At 63.9% G+C, this 22131-nt stretch carries 24 protein-coding genes; 10 read left to right on the forward strand and 14 right to left on the reverse strand.

Going from position 1 to position 22131, the window contains the following annotated elements:
• Positions 1-32 precede the first annotated feature (32 nt).
• Genes G9U53_RS01000 through sdhC form a run of 4 tightly spaced genes read right to left on the reverse strand, consistent with a single transcriptional unit; the run spans position 33 to position 3428 of the window.
• Entirely contained in the window at positions 33-800 is a 768-nt protein-coding gene (locus G9U53_RS01000) for a succinate dehydrogenase iron-sulfur subunit (RefSeq protein WP_003940925.1), read from the reverse strand.
• Positions 800-2551, reverse strand: a complete 1752-nt coding sequence (gene sdhA, locus G9U53_RS01005; RefSeq protein ID WP_003941011.1) for a succinate dehydrogenase flavoprotein subunit — start codon at positions 2549-2551, stop codon at positions 800-802. Before sdhA ends, G9U53_RS01000 begins: the two co-directional genes overlap by 1 nt.
• A 15-nt stretch (positions 2552-2566) precedes the next feature.
• Positions 2567-3022, reverse strand: coding sequence for a succinate dehydrogenase hydrophobic membrane anchor subunit (locus tag G9U53_RS01010; RefSeq protein WP_003940699.1), 456 nt, complete (start codon positions 3020-3022; stop codon positions 2567-2569).
• 1 nt (position 3023) lies between these two features.
• Positions 3024-3428, reverse strand: coding sequence for a succinate dehydrogenase, cytochrome b556 subunit (gene sdhC, locus G9U53_RS01015; RefSeq protein WP_020969155.1), 405 nt, complete (start codon positions 3426-3428; stop codon positions 3024-3026).
• Positions 3429-3681: 253 nt separating this feature from the next.
• Here sdhC and G9U53_RS01020 point away from each other — a divergent pair, with 253 nt between their 5' ends.
• From G9U53_RS01020 to G9U53_RS01030, 3 genes are read left to right on the forward strand one after another with little or no spacing between them, the layout of a single operon-like run.
• Positions 3682-4086, forward strand: a complete 405-nt coding sequence (locus G9U53_RS01020) for a cytidine deaminase (protein WP_042923516.1) — start codon at positions 3682-3684, stop codon at positions 4084-4086.
• Positions 4079-5374: a thymidine phosphorylase gene (locus G9U53_RS01025; protein WP_075832808.1), complete on the forward strand. Its 1296-nt coding sequence runs from the start codon at positions 4079-4081 to the stop codon at positions 5372-5374. Before G9U53_RS01020 ends, G9U53_RS01025 begins: the two co-directional genes overlap by 8 nt.
• Before the next feature lie 9 nt (positions 5375-5383).
• Complete coding sequence (locus G9U53_RS01030) at positions 5384-6469, forward strand: adenosine deaminase (protein ID WP_050654872.1); 1086 nt, start codon at positions 5384-5386, stop codon at positions 6467-6469.
• 15 nt (positions 6470-6484) lie between these two features.
• On the opposite strand, the gene G9U53_RS01035 is transcribed toward G9U53_RS01030, so the two are convergent.
• The 5 genes from G9U53_RS01035 to G9U53_RS01055 are packed head-to-tail and all read right to left on the reverse strand — an operon-like array spanning position 6485 to position 9709.
• Positions 6485-7723, reverse strand: a complete 1239-nt coding sequence (locus G9U53_RS01035) for a hypothetical protein (protein ID WP_003940713.1) — start codon at positions 7721-7723, stop codon at positions 6485-6487.
• Between the two features lie 47 nt (positions 7724-7770).
• On the reverse strand, positions 7771-8070 hold the full coding sequence (locus tag G9U53_RS01040; RefSeq protein WP_007727324.1) for a YbaB/EbfC family nucleoid-associated protein: 300 nt from the start codon (positions 8068-8070) through the stop codon (positions 7771-7773).
• A complete protein-coding gene (locus G9U53_RS01045; protein WP_065352208.1) occupies positions 8067-8408 on the reverse strand; it encodes a hypothetical protein in 342 nt (113 codons plus the stop codon). Before G9U53_RS01045 ends, G9U53_RS01040 begins: the two co-directional genes overlap by 4 nt.
• A gap of 9 nt (positions 8409-8417) precedes the next feature.
• On the reverse strand, positions 8418-9398 hold the full coding sequence (locus tag G9U53_RS01050) for a C40 family peptidase (protein ID WP_083057778.1): 981 nt from the start codon (positions 9396-9398) through the stop codon (positions 8418-8420).
• Positions 9395-9709: a type VII secretion target gene (locus G9U53_RS01055; RefSeq protein WP_007727320.1), complete on the reverse strand. Its 315-nt coding sequence runs from the start codon at positions 9707-9709 to the stop codon at positions 9395-9397. Before G9U53_RS01055 ends, G9U53_RS01050 begins: the two co-directional genes overlap by 4 nt.
• A gap of 81 nt (positions 9710-9790) precedes the next feature.
• On the opposite strand from G9U53_RS01055, the gene upp reads away from it, so the two are divergent.
• Positions 9791-10414, forward strand: coding sequence for a uracil phosphoribosyltransferase (upp, locus tag G9U53_RS01060; RefSeq protein ID WP_007727319.1), 624 nt, complete (start codon positions 9791-9793; stop codon positions 10412-10414).
• Here upp and G9U53_RS01065 read toward each other — a convergent pair.
• Positions 10411-12003: a phospho-sugar mutase gene (locus tag G9U53_RS01065; RefSeq protein WP_075832812.1), complete on the reverse strand. Its 1593-nt coding sequence runs from the start codon at positions 12001-12003 to the stop codon at positions 10411-10413. The two genes, upp and G9U53_RS01065, sit on opposite strands and share 4 nt — an antisense overlap.
• Positions 12000-12797: a purine-nucleoside phosphorylase gene (locus G9U53_RS01070; RefSeq protein WP_047271756.1), complete on the reverse strand. Its 798-nt coding sequence runs from the start codon at positions 12795-12797 to the stop codon at positions 12000-12002. The genes G9U53_RS01065 and G9U53_RS01070 overlap by 4 nt, the downstream gene beginning before the upstream one ends.
• 67 nt (positions 12798-12864) lie before the next feature.
• On the opposite strand from G9U53_RS01070, the gene G9U53_RS01075 reads away from it, so the two are divergent.
• From G9U53_RS01075 to G9U53_RS01090, 4 genes are read left to right on the forward strand one after another with little or no spacing between them, the layout of a single operon-like run.
• Entirely contained in the window at positions 12865-13563 is a 699-nt protein-coding gene (locus tag G9U53_RS01075) for an enoyl-CoA hydratase-related protein (RefSeq protein WP_047271754.1), read from the forward strand.
• A 12-nt stretch (positions 13564-13575) separates the two neighbouring features.
• Positions 13576-14736 carry a M20 family metallopeptidase gene (locus G9U53_RS01080; RefSeq protein WP_003940688.1) on the forward strand — a complete coding sequence of 387 codons (1161 nt, stop codon included), beginning with the start codon at positions 13576-13578 and terminating at the stop codon, positions 14734-14736.
• Complete coding sequence (locus tag G9U53_RS01085) at positions 14733-15881, forward strand: M20 family metallopeptidase (protein ID WP_003940741.1); 1149 nt, start codon at positions 14733-14735, stop codon at positions 15879-15881. The genes G9U53_RS01080 and G9U53_RS01085 overlap by 4 nt, the downstream gene beginning before the upstream one ends.
• Positions 15882-15935: 54 nt before the next feature.
• The gene (locus tag G9U53_RS01090; RefSeq protein ID WP_030535059.1) at positions 15936-17012 is read left to right on the forward strand and encodes a hypothetical protein; all 1077 of its coding nucleotides are present in this window, start codon (positions 15936-15938) and stop codon (positions 17010-17012) included.
• A gap of 13 nt (positions 17013-17025) precedes the next feature.
• Here the strand turns inward: G9U53_RS01090 and G9U53_RS01095 are convergent, their stop codons facing one another.
• Positions 17026-17496 (reverse strand): gamma-glutamylcyclotransferase, encoded by a 471-nt coding sequence (locus tag G9U53_RS01095; protein ID WP_003940753.1) that lies wholly within the window; start codon positions 17494-17496, stop codon positions 17026-17028.
• A gap of 154 nt (positions 17497-17650) precedes the next feature.
• On the opposite strand from G9U53_RS01095, the gene G9U53_RS01100 reads away from it, so the two are divergent.
• Together G9U53_RS01100 and G9U53_RS01105 are read left to right on the forward strand one after the other, a co-directional pair.
• Positions 17651-19054, forward strand: coding sequence for an NAD(P)H-quinone dehydrogenase (locus G9U53_RS01100; RefSeq protein ID WP_003940987.1), 1404 nt, complete (start codon positions 17651-17653; stop codon positions 19052-19054).
• Between the two features lie 180 nt (positions 19055-19234).
• Entirely contained in the window at positions 19235-20416 is a 1182-nt protein-coding gene (locus G9U53_RS01105) for a PLP-dependent aminotransferase family protein (protein WP_165638227.1), read from the forward strand.
• Here the strand turns inward: G9U53_RS01105 and G9U53_RS01110 are convergent.
• The gene (locus tag G9U53_RS01110; protein WP_003940707.1) at positions 20397-21182 is read right to left on the reverse strand and encodes a 3-oxoadipate--succinyl-CoA transferase subunit B; all 786 of its coding nucleotides are present in this window, start codon (positions 21180-21182) and stop codon (positions 20397-20399) included. The genes G9U53_RS01105 and G9U53_RS01110 overlap by 20 nt on opposite strands.
• Positions 21179-22093 carry a CoA-transferase gene (locus G9U53_RS01115; RefSeq protein ID WP_003940930.1) on the reverse strand — a complete coding sequence of 305 codons (915 nt, stop codon included), beginning with the start codon at positions 22091-22093 and terminating at the stop codon, positions 21179-21181. The genes G9U53_RS01110 and G9U53_RS01115 overlap by 4 nt, the downstream gene beginning before the upstream one ends.
• Between the last annotated feature and the right edge of the window lie 38 nt (positions 22094-22131).

Consider the following 22131-nt stretch of genomic DNA (forward strand, 5'->3'; position numbering starts at 1 on the left):
CTCCCTAACCGCGCACAGGGTCGAAGGCCTGACTATCGAGCGAAGAGCAGTGCTCGCTTGACTTCCTGAATAGCCTTTGTCACCTGGATGCCGCGGGGGCACGCGTCGGTGCAGTTGAACGTGGTGCGGCAACGCCACACGCCGTCCTTGTCGTTCAGGATGTCGAGACGCTCGGAAGCGGCCTCGTCACGGCTGTCGAAGATGAACCGGTGTGCGTTGACGATGGCAGCGGGACCGAAGTAGCTGCCGTCGCTCCAGTACACGGGGCACGACGTGGTGCAGCATGCGCAGAGGATGCACTTCGTCGTGTCGTCGAAACGAGCACGGTCGTGCTGGCTCTGGATGCGCTCACGAGTGGGCTCGTTGCCACTGGTGATGAGGAACGGCTTCACGGCGCGGAATGCGTCGAAGAAGGGTTCCATGTCGACAACCAGGTCCTTCTCGACGGGCAGGCCCTTGATGGGCTCGACCGTGATGGTGACCGGCTTGCCGTCCTTGGGCAGCATGTCCTTCATCAGCAGCTTGCAGGCCAGACGGTTCACACCGTTGATCCGCATGGCGTCCGATCCACAGACACCGTGTGCGCAGCTGCGACGGAACGTGAGGGTGCCGTCGAGGTAACCCTTTACGTACAGCAGCAGGTTGAGCAGACGGTCGGTGGGCAGTGCCGGGACCTGGAAACTGTCCCAGTGCTGGCCCTCGCCCGATTCGGGGTTCATCCGCGCGATCTTGAGAGTGACCATGACGGCCCCCTCGGGAACAGCGGGGAGTTTGGGTGCATCTACAGCAGGCGCAGACATCAGTACTTACGCTCCATCGGCTCGTAGCGGGTCTGGATCACCGGCTTGTAGTCCAGACGGATGTCGGAGAGCAGGCCGTCACCCTCCTTGTACGCCATCGTGTGCTTCATGTACTCGGCGTCGTTGCGATCCGGGAAGTCCTCGCGAGCGTGGCCGCCACGCGATTCCTTGCGGTTGAGGGCGCCGACGACGGTGACCTCTGCCATTTCGAGGAGGAAGCCCAGCTCGATGGCCTCGAGCAGGTCGCTGTTGTAGCGCTTGCCCTTGTCCTGGACCGTGATGTGGTTGTAGCGCTCCTTGAGAGCACGCACATCCTTGAGTGCCTGGGTGAGGCGCTCTTCGGTGCGGAAGACGGAGGCGTTGTTGTCCATCGACTGCTGAAGCTCGGTGCGGATGTCCGCAACGCGCTCGTGGCCGTGATCGGACAGGATGACGCCGACCCAGTCTTCGACCATCGCGGCCGGGGTTTCCGGCATGTCGACGAACTCGGTGGAGTTCGCGTACTCGGCGGCAGCGATGCCGGCGCGACGGCCGAACACGTTGATGTCGAGGAGCGAGTTGGTACCGAGACGGTTTGCACCGTGTACGGATACACAGGCGCATTCGCCGGCCGCGTACAGACCCTTGACGATCTCGTCGTTGTTGCGCAGCACCTCACCGTTGATCTTGGTGGGGATACCGCCCATGACGTAGTGGCACGTCGGGTAGACGGGCACGGGCTCCTTGACGGGGTCCACGCCGAGGTAGGTGCGCGAGAACTCCATGATGTCGGGGAGCTTCTCGTCGAGAACTTCCTCGGGGATGTGCGTCACGTCGATGTAGACGTAGTCCTTGTTCGGGCCGGCGCCGCGGCCTTCGAGAACCTCGAGGACCATCGAACGCGCCACGATGTCACGAGGAGCGAGGTCCTTGATGGTGGGTGCGTAACGCTCCATGAAGCGTTCACCGTCGGCATTACGGAGAATGCCACCTTCACCGCGGACGGCTTCCGAGATCAGGATGCCGAGACCGGCGAGTCCTGTCGGGTGGAACTGGTGGAACTCCATGTCCTCGAGGGGCAGGCCCTTGCGGAAGATGATGCCCATGCCGTCACCGGTGAGGGTGTGCGCGTTGGACGTCGTCTTGTACATGCGTCCCGAGCCGCCGGTCGCGAAGACGATCGACTTGGCGTGGAAGATGTGCAGCTCGCCGGTCGAGAGCTCGTAGCAGATGACACCGGTGGCAACCGGGCCGTCCTCGGTCTCGGTGATGGCGATGTCGAGCGCGTAGAACTCGTTGAAGAACTCGACGTCGTGCTTGACGCAGTTCTGGTAGAGCGTCTGCAGGATCATGTGACCGGTGCGGTCGGCGGCGTAACACGCACGGCGGACGGGTGCCTTGCCATGGTCGCGTGTGTGGCCACCGAATCGACGCTGGTCGATCTTGCCTTCGGGCGTGCGGTTGAACGGCAGACCCATCTTCTCGAGGTCGAGCACCGCATCGATGGCCTCCTTGGCCATGATCTCGACGGCGTCCTGGTCGGCGAGGTAGTCGCCGCCCTTGACGGTGTCGAAGGTGTGCCACTCCCAGTTGTCTTCCTCCACGTTCGCCAGTGCGGCACACATGCCGCCCTGGGCCGCGCCGGTGTGGCTGCGGGTGGGGTAGAGCTTGGTCAGTACGGCCGTGCGGGCGCGGGGGCCAGCTTCGATTGCCGCACGCATGCCTGCGCCACCGGCGCCGACGATGACCACGTCATAACGATGTTCCTGCATGAAGTCTGTGCTCCCCTAGCTCGCCGAGATATTGGGGTCGAAGGTGAAGATGACGTACGTGCCCAGGCCCATGATCAGGATCATCGAGAGAACGAGGATCGTGGTCAGCCAGAAGCGCGTGGAGTCCTTGCGGGAGTAGTCCGCGATGACCGTGCGCAGACCGTTACCGCCGTGCAGCTGTGCCAGCCACAACATCGTCAGATCCCAGAACTGCCAGAACGGGCTGGACCAGCGACCTGCGACGAACGCGAAGTTCAAACGGTGAACGCCACCGTCGAGCATCAGCATGATGAACATGTGGCCCAGGACCAGAACGATCAGGGCGACGCCGGAGAAGCGCATGAACAGCCATGCGTACAACTCGAAATTGTTCCGAGCCTTCGCGCGCGGGGACCGCGGGTTGTCCAGGCTTGCGGGACGGTCGTATGAGGTGCCCAGGCTCTTGGCTTCGGGTCCGTGAGTAGTCGCCATGTCAGTGCTCCGCAAACATGTTGATGAGGATGCGTCCGGCGCCTGGGATCATCACCAGGAACCAGATCGTCAGAATGGTCCAGAGCATGACGCGCTGGTACTTCGGGCCCTTCGACCAGAAGTCCACCAACATCACGCGCACGCCGTTGAGGGCGTGGTAGAGGACTACGCCGACGAGGCCGATCTCCATGAGGCCGACGAGGGGGTTCTTGTACGTGTCGATGACGGCGTCGTACGTATCGGGATTGACCCGAACGAGTGCCGTATCGAGAACGTGTACGAATAGGAAGAAGAAAGTAGCGACGCCCGTGATCCGGTGTAGAACCCAGGACCACATTCCGGGGTCGCCCCGGTAAAGCGACCTCGTGCGCTCCTTCTGAGGAGCGGCTTCAGTCGTAGTACTCATCGAGTGCTGTGCCTCCAACGTCATTGGTGGACGCGTCGAGCCTGCAGAGAGCTTCGATGTACCTCAGCCCGGGCTCGACGGGATCCTGAACCGACTTGACTCAGACTCTAAACCTATGTGAAACCGGGAACTAATCAGATGCGGGATTCGTACGCGTACCAAACTCTTTGTAAGGTTTGCCTTTCCAATCTCGCCGAGACGGTTTCGGCGTGGTTTCTGCATCCATTCAGTCGGCGTGATTGGATAACGAACCATGGGTGACATCGACTGGAAGTTGTTGCGGCACAACGCGCAAGTGGTCATGCGGCACGCCTATGCGCCGTACTCGGGGTACGCGGTGGGTGCAGCGGCCCTGGTAGACGATGGTCGGATCGTCTCAGGATGCAATGTGGAAAATGTCTCATACGGTTTGAGCCTGTGTGCCGAATGTGGACTCGTCGGTAACTTGGCCGCCACCGGGGGTGGCCGGCTGCTTGCCTTCACGTGCTGTGACGCGAAGGGCTCGATTCTGATGCCGTGCGGCCGGTGCAGACAGCTTCTCCTCGAGCACGGCGGGGGTGAGATGCTTGTCGACACGAGCAGTGGGTTCAAGCCGCTGAGCGAGCTGTTGCCTGATGCTTTCGGGCCGGAACAAGCAGAGGGGCTCCGCCATGTTTGACGCAGTTTCCATCATCGGCGCCAAGCGTGACGGCCGCGAGCTGTCGGGAACCGAGATCGACTGGATAGTTCAGGCGTTCACACAGGGGGTCGTCGGCGACGAGCAGATGTCGGCGCTCGCGATGGCGATCTATTTCCGAGGAATGTCGCGAGCAGAGACCGGCCGATGGACCGAGGCGATGATCGAATCCGGCGGGAGGATGGACTTTTCGGACTTGCCGCTGCCCACCGTCGACAAGCATTCGACCGGTGGAGTGGGGGACAAGATCACCCTTCCGCTTGCACCCCTCGTCGCTGCCTGTGGTCTTGCAGTCCCGCAGTTGTCGGGCCGCGGACTCGGCCACACCGGTGGAACTCTCGACAAGCTCGAGGCCATTCCAGGTTGGCGAGCCGAGCTCACGGGGACGGAGATGGTCGACATTCTCTCGGACCCGAAAATCGGCGCGGTGATCTGCGCTGCCGGAGCGAATCTGGCCCCCGCGGACAAGAAGCTCTACGCGCTGCGCGACGTGACCGGAACGGTGGAATCCATTCCGCTGATCGCAAGTTCGATCATGAGCAAGAAGATTGCCGAGGGAACCGGCGCCCTGGTGCTCGACGTCAAGGTCGGTTCCGGAGCGTTCATGAAGGACCTCGGCGACGCGCGAGAGTTGGCACGCACGATGGTCGAGCTCGGCAACGACGCCGGCGTGCGTACAAGCGCTCTCATCACCGGGATGGACACCCCGCTCGGATTGACGGCGGGCAACGCCCTCGAGGTACGTGAATCCGTCGAGGTGCTGGCAGGAGGCGGGCCGTCGGACGTCGTCGAGCTGACCCTGGTCCTGGCTCGGGAGATGCTGTCCGCGGCTGGGATCGACGGTATCGACCCCGCAGACAAACTGTCCGACGGCACAGCCATGGACCGGTGGCGCGCGATGATCGCCGCCCAAGGTGGGGACCCACACGCGACGCTGCCGACAGCTCGGCACAGCGACGTCGTCACCGCGGACCGAGACGGCGTACTGACCCGACTCGACGCCATGGCGGTGGGCATCGCGGCCTGGAAACTGGGAGCCGGACGCGAACGGCAGGGCGAAGCCGTTCAGGCCGGTGCCGGCATCGAGATGCATGCAAAGCCTGGCGACGTGGTCCGTGCCGGGCAGAAGCTGATGACACTGCACACCGACACTCCCGAGAGATTTGATGCAGCGCGACGAAGCCTCGGCGGTGGATGGTCGATCGGGACCGATTCCGACACCGTTTCGCGACCGTTGCTCATCGAGCGAATTGTGGGTGATTCGCGTTAGCGTTGGCGAATGAACGCACCGGAGTTGACCACGATCCGCAGCGCACCCAAAGTTCTTCTCCACGATCATCTCGACGGAGGACTCCGACCCGAGACCGTTCTCGAACTGGCCGAGCAATGTGGCTACGACGAGCTGCCGGCGAATACGGCATCCGAACTGGCGCAATGGTTCCGAACTGCCGCTGACAGTGGATCGCTCGAGCTCTACCTCGAAACGTTCGCGCACACAGTCGCCGTGATGCAGACCCCCGAAGGGCTTGCACGGGTGGCACGTGAGTGTGCCGAGGATCTGGCCGACGACAACGTCGTCTATGCCGAGGTCCGTTTTGCGCCCGAGCAGCACTTGGAACAAGGCCTGAGTTTGGACGAGGTCGTCGAGCACGTTCTCGAAGGTTTCCGGGCCGGCGAATCCGCTGCCAGGGTCGCGGGACGGGAGATCCGCATCGGCTGTCTTCTCACGGCGATGAGGCATGCCGCGCGGTCGCGGGAGATCGCCGAACTCGCGGTGCGATTCCGGGACCGCGGGGTTGTCGGGTTCGACATCGCCGGTGCCGAGGCCGGTAACCCACCGAGCCGGCACCTCGATGCTTTCGAGTACATGCGTGATGCGAACGCTCACTTCACGATTCACGCGGGTGAGGCTTTCGGGTTGCCGTCGATCCACGAAGCCATCGCCTTCTGCGGAGCGGATCGGTTGGGCCACGGCGTGCGGATCGTGGACGACATCGACGTAGGAGTGCAAGGTGGGGCAGAGTTGGGTCGGCTCGCGAACTACGTCCGTGACATGCGCATTCCCCTGGAACTGTGCCCGAGTTCGAACGTGCAGACCGGAGCCGTAGCCGCCCTGGCGGACCATCCGTTCGGACTCTTGGCGGACTTGCGCTTCCGAGTGACCGTCAACACCGACAACAGGCTGATGAGCGACACCACCATGAGCCGGGAAATGGCCGCGTTGGTCGAGACCTTCGGTTACGGATGGACCGATCTCGAACGCTTCACCATCAACGCGATGAAGTCGGCCTTCATCCCGTTCGACGAGCGCCTCGCGTTGATCGACGACGTCATCAAGCCGGGCTACGCCGTGCTCATCGGCTAGATGACGTGCGCCCGACTACTCAGATCGAAGCCGGGCCTCGAACTCGCGTTCGAGTTCGCGCCAGGCCTCGGATTCCTTGGTGAACGGCGCACTCGGAGCCATCCGCGACGGATCGGGGTTGAGGAGGTACGAGACGTACCAACCCAGCTCGTTCGACGCGGACAGAGCCTCCTCGGTGGAGTCGTCGTCGGCGAAATCTGCTGCATCGGTGAACAATTCGACTGCGAGTTCCAGCTGCTCGGCATCTACGACGTCCGGGCCCTGGGCGAGGTCGTCGGCGATACCGGGCAGAACGTAGACGTTCTCGTCCGTGACCTCGATTTCGAGTGAACCGTCGACGGCCGCATTCTGAATTTCGCCGTACGTACTGACCTGCGAGAGATCGTGTTCGTGGTTGTCGGCGAGGTAGCGAGCGAGTGCGCGCTCGCTACGGAAGACGGTGATCAGTCCGTCCTTGCCGAGGAAGATCGCCTGATCTCCCATGTAGCAGCGCAGAGTGTAGAACGTCTCGGCCGAGGTGATGATGCGGATCGGGTCGACACCGACCTCGCCCCAGAAGGTCTCGACTTCGTCTTCGTCCTCTTCGAGGTCGTCTTCGTCGAATTCCTCGTCCTCGCCCTCCTCGGCGACATCGTCGGCGTCGACGGTGTTCTCGGCGGCAGCGAGCAGTTCAGCTTCGGCGACCGCGACGGCGGCTGCATCGACCTTCGGGGAGGTGACCACCTTGTCGATGGCGTCGAGAACGGCGTCCCAGTCCTTGACGATCGCAGCGCCGACCTGGTCCCACAGCTCCAGGCCTTCGCGGCCTTCGAAGGTGCCGGCGCCGGTGGCAAGCGCGCCGAGTACCGGATGGCCGCTGAAGAAGCGGATGACCGCGTCGAGTTCGCACACCTCACCGATGTTGCGAGCCATGTTCAGGGTGTCTTCGAGTTCCGAGACCACCAGTGCCTCAGGGTCACCTGCGGCCAGTTCCGGCACGCCGACGAAGTCGAACGTGAAGTTCTCTTCCGGTTCCAACTCGGCTGCCGACAGTCCGGAGACGACGGCCCACGCCGGATGCTCGACCAGGTCGTTGTCGGAGTCCGTTCGGATGAAGGCCGCGAGTTCCGCGACGGAGGAGAACCCGTAGAGGTCTTCCTCATGGCCGAGAAACGCTTCCCACTCGTCGTCGCCCTCGCGCCAGCGAGGTGCCCACAAAGTGACGAGGTCTCCGTCGGTGAGTCCGATTTCGATAGGGACGATGTCTCCAGCCATGGGCGGAAGCCTATCCACCGCAGCGCGAAAGGCATAGCGGGGGTTCGTCACGTTTGTTTCAGGGCTACTCGGAGCTCACTGACCAGTCGCTCGCGTTCGTCGTTGGACTGTTGAACTGCCTGGTGAATCGTGGCCACCGTCAATGCGGCCACCGTCTGAGAATTCATCGCGGTGATTGCGTCGGTGATCCGTAGGTCGACCAGAGCGCCCAGCCCGTCGACAGTCGCCGTGACTATCCCACCCTCGCTCGAGACGACTACCCGAAGAGCGCCGACCCCGTCGACGGCGTCCTGCAAGAGTCCCGTCCGGTGTTTCGCCAGCTCCATGATTCGATCAATCTCGCTCATATCGAACGCATCCAGCTCGACGGAAGGTTCTGGCCCTCGGCGGCGTCGACATCGGCCAGTTCGTCTCGGGTCGGTAGACCGAGCCGATCGAGGATCGCTGCCGGGACTCCGGTCTCCTCGAGCTCCACACGATGGCGGGCGCCGGCTTCGATTGCTGCATGTGAGCACAGCGTGAGTATCTGCTGCGCCAACCGCTGCCCGCCGTACCGCAGTTCGTCCTGGCTGATCCGCAGGTCCACGGGCACGGCGTGCTCCGTGGCGCGGACCGCGATGGTTCTGGCGCGGTTGACGGCTACGGCTGTGATGATCGGCGGTGATTCGCGCTTGTTCTCGGGCATGATTTCCTGTCATTCCGTCGGACGGTAGAAGCCGTGAAAGCCCATGCCGCTGTTCGTGGTTCGGATGGCGCTGATCTCGACAGGATCGCCGGCTTCGACCATCTGACCGTTGCCGATCACCATGGCGACGTGTCCGTCCCAGACCGCGAGGTCGCCCGGCATCAGATTGTTCTGATCGACCTGGTTCCCGATTCCCTGTTCCTGAGCCAACCTCGGAATATCGACTCCGGCCTGGCCGTACGCCCATTGAGTCAGCCCGCTGCAGTCCAGACCGACTCCCGGCGTCGTGCCTCCCCAGGCGTACGGGACACCCTGTTGAGTGAGCGCGTTGCGTACGGCAGCAGCGGCCTCGGCGTTCGGTGCGGTGGCAATCGAGCCGTCGGGAAGTTCGACCTCAACGCCACCGACGGAACCGGAACCACTTGCGGAACCGGAACCACCCGCCGACTCGGAGACCCCAGGTGCGGGATCGGGTATCGGGACGGACGGGACGAGTGCGGACATCTTGTCGGTCGACCCGGCCAACTCACCGCGTACCCGCTCGATAACCGATACCGCGCGTCCGAGGTGCTCCAACGCGGCCGACAACAACATCAATTGGCCCGTCGGTGTCATCAGCGTCGGCCCGGCCTTGATCGCGAGTGTCAGAAAGGACTGGAGAATCTCACCGAGTTCGGTCATTCCCGCGTACACGGACGTTGTCGCTTCGTCCACGACGCCGGCGATGTCGTTTCCGCGATCGGCGAGGTTTCGCGTCGACGTCTGCGTCTGCTCGGTTTTGGTCACCGCAGCGGTGAGTGCCGTGGACGAGCTCTGAGAGGACGCCAGTTCGCTCAGAGCAGCGCTTCCCAGTTGGTAGGCGATCTCGAGGGCGTCCGTGGCGATTCGGATGCCGACGTCAGGTCCATTTGTGCTGGGGACACCAGTCCCGACAGTGTCGACCAGGTCGATGATCGGTCGTGCGAGTGCGAGTGCGTCGACGTCGATCATGAGCGTGCGGCTTCAGCGAGAGTCCTTCTTACAGATTCCTCGGAGTCGAGATAGACGGCGTGAGCGTCGCGGGTGGCTGACTGGACGCTGGAGATCACAGCGGACAGTCGATCGATGTCGTCGATGTGCGCTTGCTGTGCTCGGCTCGCGACATCGACGAAGTCGCCGCCGATCAGCCCCAGCACAGTGGACAGAGCCAAGTGATCGCCACCCGCCGCGTCCTGTCGAGCTTGCGCGACGTTGTCGGCAACAGTGCCCAACCGCGTGGCGAACTCCGCGATGCTTTCAGTGTCCAGATCCAGATTTGTCAACTTGTCTTCCCCCCGTTGCGCTTACTCCTTCTTGGACGCCGCGCGGGGTGCTCCGGTTCCCGAGGAACTATTCTGATGGTCATGCAAACGCACGTAGTCGACCATCCGCTCGCGGCGGCCCTCTTGACGACAATGCGTGACGCACGCAGTGAGAACGCGACTTTTCGTTCCGCACTTCGCAGGCTCACGCACATGCTGGTCTACGAGGCCATGCGTGACGCGGAGGTCGAGGAATTTCCGGTCGACACCCCGGTAGCAGCGACGACGGGCATCCGGCTCGCGAAGCCGCCGTTGTTGGTACCGGTGCTGCGGGCCGGTCTGGGCATGGTCGAACAGGCGAGTGCGCTGATTCCGTCGGCCGGCGTCGGCTTTGTCGGAATGGCACGTGACGAAGAGACTCATCAGCCGGTTCCGTACCTCGAATCCCTGCCGGCGGATCTGTCCGGGATCCCGGTGTTCGTGCTCGATCCGATGCTCGCCACCGGTGGTTCGATGGTGCACACCATCGACTTGCTGGTTGCGCGTGGCGCGACGGATGTCACGGCAGTGTGCGTCGTGGCCGCTCCGGCCGGCGTCGACGCGCTGGCAGCGTCCGGCCACCCGGTTCGTCTGGTCATCGCGAGCATCGACGACGGACTCGACGAGAACGCTTTCATCGTCCCCGGTCTCGGTGACGCCGGCGATCGGCAGTTCGGACCCCGCTAGAGCGAAAGGGCGAAGGTTCGGAGTTCGGCCAGCCGGGCCTTCGCCTGCTCTACTGCGTTCGCGAGGTCGGCGCGGTTCGCCACCGGGACGACAACTTCGAGATAGCACTTGAGCTTGGGCTCGGTTCCGGACGGTCGCACCACCACGCGGATCGACGGCCCGTCGAATATCACTGCGTCAGTGCGCATACCACCGCGAACCAGGGACAAGTCCTCGGTCGTGACCGGCTCACCCGCGAGTTGGCCAGGCGGATCGGCGCGTAGCCGTTTCATCATTTCCGCGATGTCACTCGAGTCCTCGACGCGGCGGGATACTTGGTCCCCGCGGTGCAGTCCGAATTCGACGGCATAGTCGCCTAGAACGTCCAACAGGGTTCTGTTGCTGCCCGCGAGGGTGGCAGCCAAGTCGGCCACCAGAACGGCAGCTGAGATTCCGTCCTTGTCCCGCACCACATCCGGATCGACGCAGTGCCCGATCGCTTCCTCGTAGGCGTAGACGAGTCCGTCGCCGGCGCGCGTGAGCCACTTGAATCCGGTGAGTGTCTGCGCAAACCTGGCTCCGCGGGCTTTCGCCAACTTCGAGAGCAGGGTCGAGGAGACGATCGTCGTCGCCACCAACGAATCTTCGGGCGCCGTGCTCAGTACGTGGTCGGCCAGGAGCACCCCGGTTTCGTCGCCGCGCAACATGCGCCACTGATCACCGTCGCGAACTCCGACGGCGCAGCGGTCGGCATCCGGGTCGAGTGCGATCGCCAGATCCGCGTCGACACGTCGGGCAAGGGCGAGCAGGCGGTCTGCGGCGCCGGGCTCTTCGGGATTGGGGAACTCGACGGTCGGAAACGTGGGGTCGGGATCGAACTGCTCCGCCACGACGTGCAGGTCCTCGAATCCTGCTGCTCGCAGAGCCGCGGTCGCAGTCTCACCCCCGACGCCGTGCATTGCCGTGAGCGCAATCCGGATCGAGCGGGCGTCGCCGTGCGGGAGGGTCGCGATGCGGGCGAGGTACTCCTCGACCAGAGAATCGTCGGCCGGAATCACCGATGCTCGCGCGACGTCGGCGGCACTACCGATGCGAGCGATCTCGCTCTCGATTTCACGATCGGCGGGGGAGACGAGTTGCGCTCCGCCCGAGAGATACACCTTGTAACCGTTGTCGGCGGCAGGATTGTGGGAGGCGGTGATCTGGATACCTGCCGCTGCCCCGAGCCTGCGCGCCGCGAACGCCACCAGCGGTGTCGGCAGTGGACGGGGGAGCAGGGTCACCTCGAACCCGGCCGCTGCCATGACCTCGGCGGCGGCGAGAGCAAATGCCTCTGAACCGAGCCGGGCGTCGCGGCCGACCACAACGCGGGACCCGCCCTGGCAGCGAGCTGTCAGCCAGGCCGCCAGACCGGCGGTGGTCCGGATGACGACCGCGAGGTTCATGCCGTTGGGTCCACCGCGCACCGGCCCGCGAAGCCCAGCAGTGCCGAACGTCAGTGGTGCGGAAAAGCGTTCGGTCAGTTCATGTTCGGAAAGGGCGGCTAATTCTGCGCGGGTAACTGGGTCCGGATCGGCGTCGATCCACTCGGTGACGTTCAGTGGTGTCACAGCTGCTCGACCAGTTGACGCAGCAGCACTCCCATCCGGGCCGCCGAGGCTTTGCCTGCCGCCAGCACTTCCTGATGGTCGAGCGGGGCGCCCGTGATTCCGGCGGCCAGATTGGTGACCATGGAGATGCCGAGAACGCGAGCGCCGAGCGCGCGAGCCGCGATGGTCTCGTGAACCGTCGACATGCCGACCAGATCGGCGCCGAGTGTACGAAGCATTCGAATCTCGGCTGGAGTCTCGTAGTGCGGACCGGGAAGCCCGGCGTAAACACCCTCGGCAAGGTCCGGGTCGATCGAGCGAGCCAGCGCACGCAGTTCCGGCGAGTAGGCGTCGACCAGGTCGACGAACTCTGCGCCGACGAGGGGAGAGCGGGCCGTGAGGTTCAGGTGGTCACTGATCAGCACCGGTTGACCGACTGTGTAGTTTTCAGCAATACCGCCGGCCGCGTTGGTGAGGATGACGGTGTCGGCGCCGGCAGCGATGGCCGTCCGGACCGGGTGGACGACGGTGGCGAGATCGTGGCCCTCGTACGCATGCGCGCGCCCGAGCAGCAGCAGGACTTCGGTATTCCCGACGCGCACCGAACGAATGGTGCCCGCGTGCCCGAGCGCCGACGGTGGGGCGAAGCCAGGAAGATCCGCCATCGAGACTTCGGCTGTCACGTCCGCACCGGCGTCGCCGAACACGTCTGCGGCATCGGTCCACCCCGACCCGAGCACGATGGCGACTGACGGTGACGAAGAGCCAGTCATGGCGGACAGAGCAGCGGCGGCGGCCTCGGCGATCGTTCCCATGTGAGCAACCCTACTGAGGAGTCGGGTCGGTTCGCCGGGTGAGTTGGCGGGCGTTACTCTCCCATCCATGCCTTATCTCGAACGCGACGGCGACGTATTCATCCTGTACCTCGGCAACGAGGGCGAAACGGACAACGAGAACCGCTTCGGCCCTGAGTGGATCGACGCTGTTCACAGCAAGTTGGACGAGATCGAAGCGCACGAGGGGCCCGCAGCCCTGGTGACGACGGCGACGGGCAAGTTCTACACGAACGGCCTGGACACGACGTGGATCTTCGGCAATCTCGACGGTCTGCCCGGCTACCTGGACAAGGTCCACACCATCTACAGCCGTTTGCTGACCTTCCCGATGGCCACGGTCGCGGCCGTGCAGGGGCACGCGTTCGGCGCCGGCGCCATGCTCGCGTCCTCGCACGATTTCCAGATCATGCGCGCGGACCGCGGCTTCTACTGCCTGCCCGAGGTGGGACTGAACATGCCGTTCACTGTCGGGATGTCTGCACTGCTGAACAGTCGTCTGCCCAAGCAGACGGCAGTCGATGCCATGACGACGGGGCGTCGCTTCGGCGGTGCCGACGCACTTGCTGCGGGCATCGTGCAGGAAACGGTCGACGGAGACGGAGTGCTCGCCGCTGCTGTGGCCAAGGCGTCGGCACTGACGTCGACTCACGGCAAGAACTTGGCGGGAATCAAGGCAGGCATCCACCGCGATGCTCTTGCAGACCTCGCTCAGGTGACTGACAAGAGCAACTTCTCCTTCGGGTGAGACAATGATCGCGTGAACCAGAATGTCGACAGCGCAGTCAGGTCCGTAGAGGCCGATCTGATTGCGCTGTCGCATTCGATTCACAGCGACCCGGAACTCGCCTTCGAGGAGTTCCGCAGCGCTGCCAAAGTGTCGGACCTGCTGGCGCAGCACGGTTTCGCGGTCACTCACGGGATCGTCGATCTGCCGACGGCCTTCGATGCCACCTACGGCAGCGGAGAGTTGGTCATCGCGATCTGCGCCGAGTACGACGCGTTGCCCGAGATCGGTCATGCCTGTGGGCACAACATCATTGCCGCCGCCGCGGTCGGGGCCGGCATCGCGTTGGCTACCGTGGCCGACGAACTGGGGATCACCGTCCGAGTGATCGGTACTCCGGCGGAGGAAACCGGTGGCGGCAAGGTCCTGATGCTCGAGCGTGGTGCCTTCGACGGCGTCGGCGCTGCCATGATGGTTCATCCAGGGCCGATCGACATCATCGGTGCGACCTCGCTGGCCTTGGCGGACATCGCCGTGAGTTATCACGGTCGCGAGGCGCATGCGTCTGCTGCGCCGGAGTTCGGTCGTAACGCCGCCGACGCAGCGACGCTCGCTCAGGTGGCGGTCGGACTGTTGCGTCAGCACCTGCAGCCAGGTCAGCAGATTCACGGAATCGTCAGTGACGGCGGCACGGCTCCCAACATCGTTCCGGCTCGGTCCGAATTGCTCTACTACCTGCGTGCCGAAACGGCCGCGTCGTTGGCCAATCTGTCCGAGCGTGCCGACGCGTGCTTCGCCTCGGGTGCACTCGGCACCGGGTGCACCCACGAAATCCGCACGGTATCGCCTACTTACACCGAGCTGACCCCCGATCCGTGGCTGGCGGCGGCGTACCGTGAACAGATCGTCGATCTCGGGCGGGTGCCACTGGCAGCGGAATGGGAGCGCTCCCGTCCACTGGGTAGTACGGATATGGGTAATGTGACCAATGTGATTCCGGGAATTCACCCGGTCATAGGCTTGGATTCATCGGGGGCAGTGACACATCAGCCGGAGTTCGCGGCTGCGTGTATCACCACCTCCGCAGATCGAGCGGTAGTCGACGGTGCAATTGCGTTGGCCCGCACTGCTGTCCGGGTAGCGTCCGATCCAGAACAACGCGCCCGTCTGTTGGAAGGGGTAGATCGCCGGTGAACGCGGCAATCGACACGTGGATTCACGCGCACACCGACGACCTCGTCGCGTGGCGTCGACACATCCATGCCAACCCGGAGTTGGCTCGCCGCGAATACGCGACCACCGAATTCGTCGCCACCCGCCTCACTGCCGCTGGATTGTCGCCGAAGATCCTTCCCGGTGGCACCGGTCTCACGTGCGATATCGGACCGGAGGGTCCACGAATCGCACTGCGCGCCGACATGGACGCTTTGCCGATGCAGGAGGCGACCGGAGCGACGTACTCGTCCACAGTCCCCGGTGTGTCCCATGCGTGCGGGCACGACGCCCACACCACCATCTTGCTCGGCGCCGGACTGGCTCTGGCCACGCTGCCCGAACTTCCCGTCGGGGTTCGGCTGATATTCCAGCCCGCCGAGGAAGTCATGCCTGGCGGAGCACTCGACGTCATCGCCGCGGGCGCGCTCGACGGTGTGTCCAGAATCTTTGCTCTGCACTGCGATCCGCGACTCGAGGCAGGCCAGGTGGGAATGCGCCTGGGTGCGATCACCTCTGCTGCCGACACGATCGAGGTCGTCCTCGACTCTCCGGGTGGGCACACGTCGCGGCCGCATTTGACCACGGATCTGATCTACGCGCTCGGCACCGTCGTGACCGGGCTGCCGGGAATGCTCAGCCGTCGTATCGATCCGCGTACCGGAACCGTCATGGTGTGGGGCGCGGTCAGTGCAGGTCAGGCGCCCAACGCGATTCCGCAGACCGGCATGATGACGGGCACGGTACGTACCGGCGATCACGACACCTGGGAGTTGCTCGAACCGCTCGTGGAAGAAATCGTCCACGGACTGCTCGCACCCACCGGAGTTCGCTACCAACTCAACTATCGTCGCGGAGTGCCTCCGGTCGTCAACGACGAGGTGTCCACTCGGATGTTCGAGGACGCCATCGCGACCGTCGGACAAGATGCTTTGGCGGACACCCCGCAATCCGGTGGTGGCGAAGACTTTTCGTGGTACCTCGAAACCGTGCCGGGTGCCATGGCGCGGCTCGGCGTGTGGTCGGGTGAGGGCGATCAGCTCGACATCCACCAACCCACTTTCGATCTCGACGAGCGAGCACTCGGCGTCGGTGTGAAGGTTCTCACGAGCCTGGTTCTGGGATAGTTCCGGTTCCCGTCGGGGGTACCGTTTTTCGTTCGTTCGAGTGAAGGTACGGGCATGTCCATAGGTGTGGGAGTGCGAATCGGCACATTGGTGTCGACGGCTGTCGTTGCGTCGAACGATCCAGGTTCGGCTGATCCGGTGGTATTGGTCAGGGACACGATCCTCAATCAACGCAAGGACGGAACGACGGTGCTCGGTGGCACCGAGCAACTGGGTGCCGGCCGTGAGTTCGCCGAGAGCTGGTCGGGCTTTGTCGGTCGCGTCGGGGACCCGAGTGGCGTCGCAGGAACGGCCGATACTCGTTACCGCGCCGAGGATTTGGTGGCGACCTCGATTCGCTGTCTGTTGCAGGAATGCGAGCCGCTGCCCGATCGTGGTGGTCGAAGCGGGGGAGCGCCCGACATCGTCGCGACCTACCCGTCACGCTGGGACTCGTCGACAGCGGCCCTCATGCAGGATTCGCTGGTCTACGCGGGCCTCGAACGGGTCACACTCGTCTCGGATGCCGAGGCCGTGTCGGCGTGGTTCGAGTCGGAAATCGCGGCACTCGCCGGCACGCTCATCGGCATCTATCACGTGGACGACACCGGGGCAGCGGTCACCCTCGTGCGTTCTGGTGTCGCGGCCGGCCGTGCATTCGGCTTTGCCGGCGACGGGAGTTCGCCGAGTTCACGCCTCGCGACGGCTCTGGGTGCGTTCGGTTGGATGCCGGAGAACTTGGACGCCGTAGTCGTCACCGGTGACGGCGAACCGGCGACAGACAAAGCGGCCATGATGTCCATAGCGGCCGGGATTGCCGAAAAGCTCGGTGTCAGATGTGAACTCGGTCCCGGGCCTGAGCAGTCGGCTGCGCTGGGAGCCGCAATTCTGGCTGCCGGATTCACCTCGACGTCGCACACTATCGTGCCGATCGGATTGCCGCCTTCACACGACGTGACCGAGGTGTTCGACACCCTGGGACGCGAGAAGGTGGCGGCAGAAACCGCTGCCGGGGTGGCGACCGCCGAGCCGGAAACTGCAGTTGTCGCAGGCGAATCGGAGTCGCGCGGTTCCAAGCGTGTGCTCATCGGCGTGACGGTTGTGGTGGTGCTCGCAGCACTGGCAGTGCTCGCGTATTTCCTGCTGCTTTGAGCAGGACAGCTATCTAATCGGTAACACCGTTACCCGGACCGACATTGCGGCTGTTTCTCGTCCGCAACTCTCGTACGTACTCGGCCGGCGCTCCGGCAATCTCGGCGGCGTCGGCCATCACGCCGATGTAGCGGGCCGACGGCAGTCCGCCTTCGTACGCATCCATGACGTAGAGCCACGCAAGTACCGCGTCGCCGGCGGTGTCGACCCGCACGCGGATCTTGCGGTGCAGACCCAGTTCGGCACCTTCCCAGCGGTCCAGACTCACTTCGTCCTCTTCCGGGACGTCGTAGAGCACCACGAAAACACTGGAATCGGGATCTTCGACCACGGTGGCGAGAGCACCCTCCCAGCCGAGGTCCTCGCCGCTGAAGGTCAGGCGCCAGCCTCGCAGCCACCCTGTCCCGGACATGGGGGAGTGTGGGCAGCGCAACAACATCTGCTCGGGATGCATGTTGGAACCGTAGGCGGCATAAATCGACACGGGCGCAAGCCTAAACCGTGGTCCGAGGGTGTGGCGAAGCGGACCACCGGACGCAAGTAATCTGGTACAAGCACTGCGCGACACGTGGTGCTCGAATAGCGTGACACTGGTCGACGGGAGACCCCTGCCGGCCACGCGAGGACTTGGAGGACACATGACCCGGATCGTGATCATCGGTGGCGGACCCGCCGGCTACGAGGCGGCACTGGTAGCCGCGCAGCACGGGGCCACGGTCACCCTGGTCGATTCGGACGGTGTCGGCGGTGCGTGTGTGCTGTTCGACTGTGTCCCGTCGAAGACGTTCATCGCGTCCACCGGGATCCGCACCGACATGCGTCGTGCATCCGACCTCGGCATCACTCTGGATCCGGAGCAGGCTTCGGTGTCACTGCCGAAGATCCACTCCCGAGTCAAGAGTCTCGCGTTGTCCCAGTCCTCGGACATTCGCGCACGGTTGCAGACGGTAGGCGTCGAGGTTCTCTCCGGCACCGCCGAACTGACCGATCCGCTCCTCGGCATGGCAGCACACCAGGTTCGCGCGACGCTCGGAAGCGGCGAGCAGAAGACCATCGACGCAGACGTCGTGTTGATCGCCACCGGCGCCAGCCCCCGCATCATCCCGGGAGCCGAGCCCGACGGTGAGCGAATCATGACGTGGCGCCAGCTCTACGACTTGGACGAGCTTCCCGAGCACCTGGTCGTGGTCGGTTCCGGTGTCACCGGTGCCGAGTTCGTCTCCGCGTACACCGAGATGGGCGTCAAGGTCACGCTCGTGTCCAGTCGCGACCGTGTTCTGCCCGGCGAGGATGCCGATGCGGCGCTCGTGCTCGAGGACGCCCTCGCCGAGCGCGGTGTCACCCTCGTCAAGCACGCCCGCGCGGACGCCGTCGAGCGCACCGAGAAGGGCATCGTCGTCAAGCTCTCCGATGGCCGCACGGTCGAAGGAAGCCACGCTCTGATGACCGTCGGTTCCGTCCCCAACACCAACGGTCTCGGCCTGGAGCGGGTCGGCATCGAGTTGGACAAGGGTGGATACCTGCGTGTCGACCGGGTCTCGCGCACCACGGTTTCCGGTATCTACGCCGCCGGTGACTGCACCGGACTGCTCCCGCTCGCGTCGGTGGCTGCGATGCAGGGACGTATCGCGATGTACCACGCACTGGGTGAAGGCGTCAGCCCGATCAAGCTGAAGACCGTCGCGTCGGCCGTCTTCACACGCCCCGAAATTGCAACGGTGGGTGTTTCGCAGGCAGCGATCGACAACGGAGAGGTGCCTGCGCGCACCGTCATGTTGCCGCTCAACACCAACCCGCGCGCCAAGATGTCCGGTTTGCGTCGCGGATTCGTGAAGATTTTCTGCCGCCCGGCTACCGGCGTGGTCATCGGCGGTGTTGTGGTCGCACCCACTGCTTCGGAACTGATCCTGCCGATCGCGATCGCCGTACAGAACAACCTGACGGTCAACGACCTGGCGCAGACGTTCTCGGTGTACCCGTCGCTGACCGGATCGATCACCGAGGCTGCTCGTCAGCTCATGCGTCACGACGACCTGGACTGACAACCGACCAGAGTCTTCTTACAATGTGGGAACTCTGTTTCACATACTGAAGTATTGGTGGGATAGTCGAGATACCGACCGAATCAAGGGTCGGTATCTCGGCGCTCTCCCGCCCCGTTGACCCAGGACGGCTCAGGGTGTTTTCCTCTGACCTTCATTCTGCGTGCCTGGGAGCTTCATATGACACACGCCGCGCTGTCCGCTCGCATGGACGGACTCCGTAGTTCTGCAATTCGCGATCTGCTCACCCTGACTGCCCGGCCCGACGTCATCAGCTTGGCCGGCGGACTGCCCGATCCCGATTTCATTCCGCGGGAGCGAATCTCGAAGGCAGCCCACGACGCACTCGGTGACCCCTCGTCCGTTCAGTACGGCGAGACGTCAGGCCTGCGGCGCCTCCGTGAGGTGATCGCCGAGCGCGAATCATCCAAGATCGGGCGGACACTCGACGTGTCCGAAGTCGTGATCACCCACGGTTCTCAGCAAGGTTTGAGCTTGCTCGCGCAGGTCCTCCTCGACGCCGGTGACGTCGTGGTCGTGGAGGAACCGGCATATACCGGTGCGCTGCAGGTCTTTCGAACGGCGCAGGCCCGTCTCGTTCCGGTCCAGCTGGACGAGGACGGAATGGATACCGACGCGCTCGAGACGGAACTCGCCGCCGGTCTTCGGCCCAAAGTTGTTCACACCGTGAGCAATTTCCACAACCCGCGCGGCGCGGTGCTTTCGGCGCAGCGGCGAGCGCACTTGGCGGCACTGGCGGACCGATACGGGTTCTGGGTGCTCGAGGACGACCCGTACGGCGAACTGTACTTCGGCGAGAAACCGCCAGCACCGCTGGCGGCGTTGTCGGACAGTGTGATTCGGCTGTCCAGTGCTTCCAAAGTGTTGGCACCGGCGCTGCGCGTCGGCTGGCTGCACGGCGACCGAAAGGTCTGCGAGGCGGTCGAACTGATCAAGCAAGGCGCTGACCTGTGCGGGTCTTCGCTCACCCAGCAGATCGCCGCAGACCTCTTCTCCGACGTCGAATGGTTCGACGCGCATCTCGACGTGCTTCGAGCGGGGTACGGCGCGAGGGCGAAGGCGTTGGTCACGGCCGCCGAGACGGAATTGAGTGGGCGTGCACGCTTTTCCGAGGTCCGCGGCGGGATGTTCTGTTGGATGGATTTCCTCGACGACGTCGACACCACCGAATTCCTGGGTGCCGCGCTCGCGCATGGCGTGGCATTTGTCCCAGGTTCGGCCTTCGCGGTCGAAGCGGACCTTGGTCGAAGCGCTCGACTGTGTTTCGCGACGTATCCCGAAGCGGTGCTGGTCGACGCCGTCGGCAGGCTCCGGGACAGTGTCACCGCAGGTACAGCCTGACTTTGTCGATAGTGTTGCGGAGCAGATCGATCTCCGTACCGGACGGTGGGGTGGTGACGGTGACGTGGTCGGCGACGGCCAGATCCCATCCCGTCGCCTCTCGCACCTGATCGACCGAGATGCCTTCGTGGACACTGGTCAGCTCCAACTCGCCGCCGGGGCCCTGGTGTGTCAGGACACCGAGGTTGGTGAACACCTTTGTCACTCCTGCACCTGCCGGCATGATGCCCTTTCCGCTGGCGTGGGCGCGGGCGGGGCTGGGTGAGGTGCAGAAGTCGAGCGCGGCCGGAAAGGAACTGAGGTCGTGGCGACGCATCACGACGAAGATCTCGGCCGCGTTCGCGATGATCTCGACGGCCCCGCCTGCTCCGGGCAGTCTGACCGTCGGGTTCTTCCAGTCACCGATGAAACTTGTGTTCAGGCTTCCCGTTCGATCGATTTGAGCGGCCCCGAGAAAACCGACGTCGACGTTGCCACCTTGCAGGACATAACCGAAGAGTGCGGCCATACTGAGCACGGATTCGGCGCCGGAGACCACGACGGAGTCGGCGATACCTTCGGCCATCGCCGACGGATGCGCGCCGCACACTCCGGATTCGTAGATCAGTTCTACGTCCGGATTCGACGTGTGGCGCGCGAGATCGACTGCGAGCGTGGGGAGCCCGACTCCGGCGAAGACCCGGCGCTTACCTGCCAACTCGCGTGCCGCGACGGCGACGATCGTTTCGGTGGAGGTGGTGTTACCGCTGACAATCGTGGTGGTCACAGTCTGCTCCCGTAGTCGACAGGTGTGGAGAGTTTTGATCCGACCTCGAGATCCGACCAGTAGTCGGCTCCGAGCTTGGCGAGATATTCGTCGTGATCGCCGAGTGTGTACACCCATTCGTCGAGCCAATTTCTCAGCAACGAAGGGTCTTTGGAAATCTCGGTCCAGCGTCGGTAGAAGCCGCAATCGCGGTCGTAGTATCCCTGTGCGTACGACGGGTGCGCGCCGCGCGGGCAGACGACAACCGCGTCGACGGCGTGCGAGGGAATCAGAGTTCGGCTCGGATCTGACCTGATGACCTCGTCGTCGACAAGCTCTTCCACAACGACGATCGCCTTCTTCGCGGCGTAAACGGCTTCTTGCTGCACCCCGGCGATGCCCCAGATCTGTGCGTTCCCGGACGTGTCCGCTCGCTGTGCGCCGATGATCGTCACATCCGGATTCAACGGCGGCACAACGTAGACGCTCCCGCCTCCGTACGGATCCTCGACGAGTCTCAGTTGTGGGTTGAGTGCGGGTAGATCACTACCGGCGTACGACCGCAGCGGGAAGAAGGGAAGTCTGGCCGCTCCCGCCTGATACCGGCACACCATGCCGTAATGGCTGTATTCCTCGACTTCGAGGGGGAGCGGGTCCTGGTTCTCGATGCGTCTGCGTAACTCGTACAGAGAACCTGCGGAGCCACTGGCGAAGAACGAGGCAACCAGCTTTCGGACGCAGCCGGCGGCGACGAGTTGATCGGAAACGATGTCCGGCGTCATCCGGCAGAGGGTGAGGTCCTTTCTGCCCTGCCGGATGATCTCGTGTGCCGCGGCAAAAGGAATGAGATGCGAAAATCCCTCCAGCGCAACGGTCATCCCGTCTTCGACGTATCGGCCGACGGCCTCTTTCATCGAGAGGGTCTTGTCCACGTCTGTACCTCTTCTTGTTCTTTCGCGCACTCGGTCGG

This window comes from Rhodococcus sp. D-46 (assembly GCF_011290655.1).
In the GTDB taxonomy this organism is placed as follows: Bacteria; Actinomycetota; Actinomycetes; order Mycobacteriales; family Mycobacteriaceae; genus Rhodococcus_F; species Rhodococcus_F qingshengii.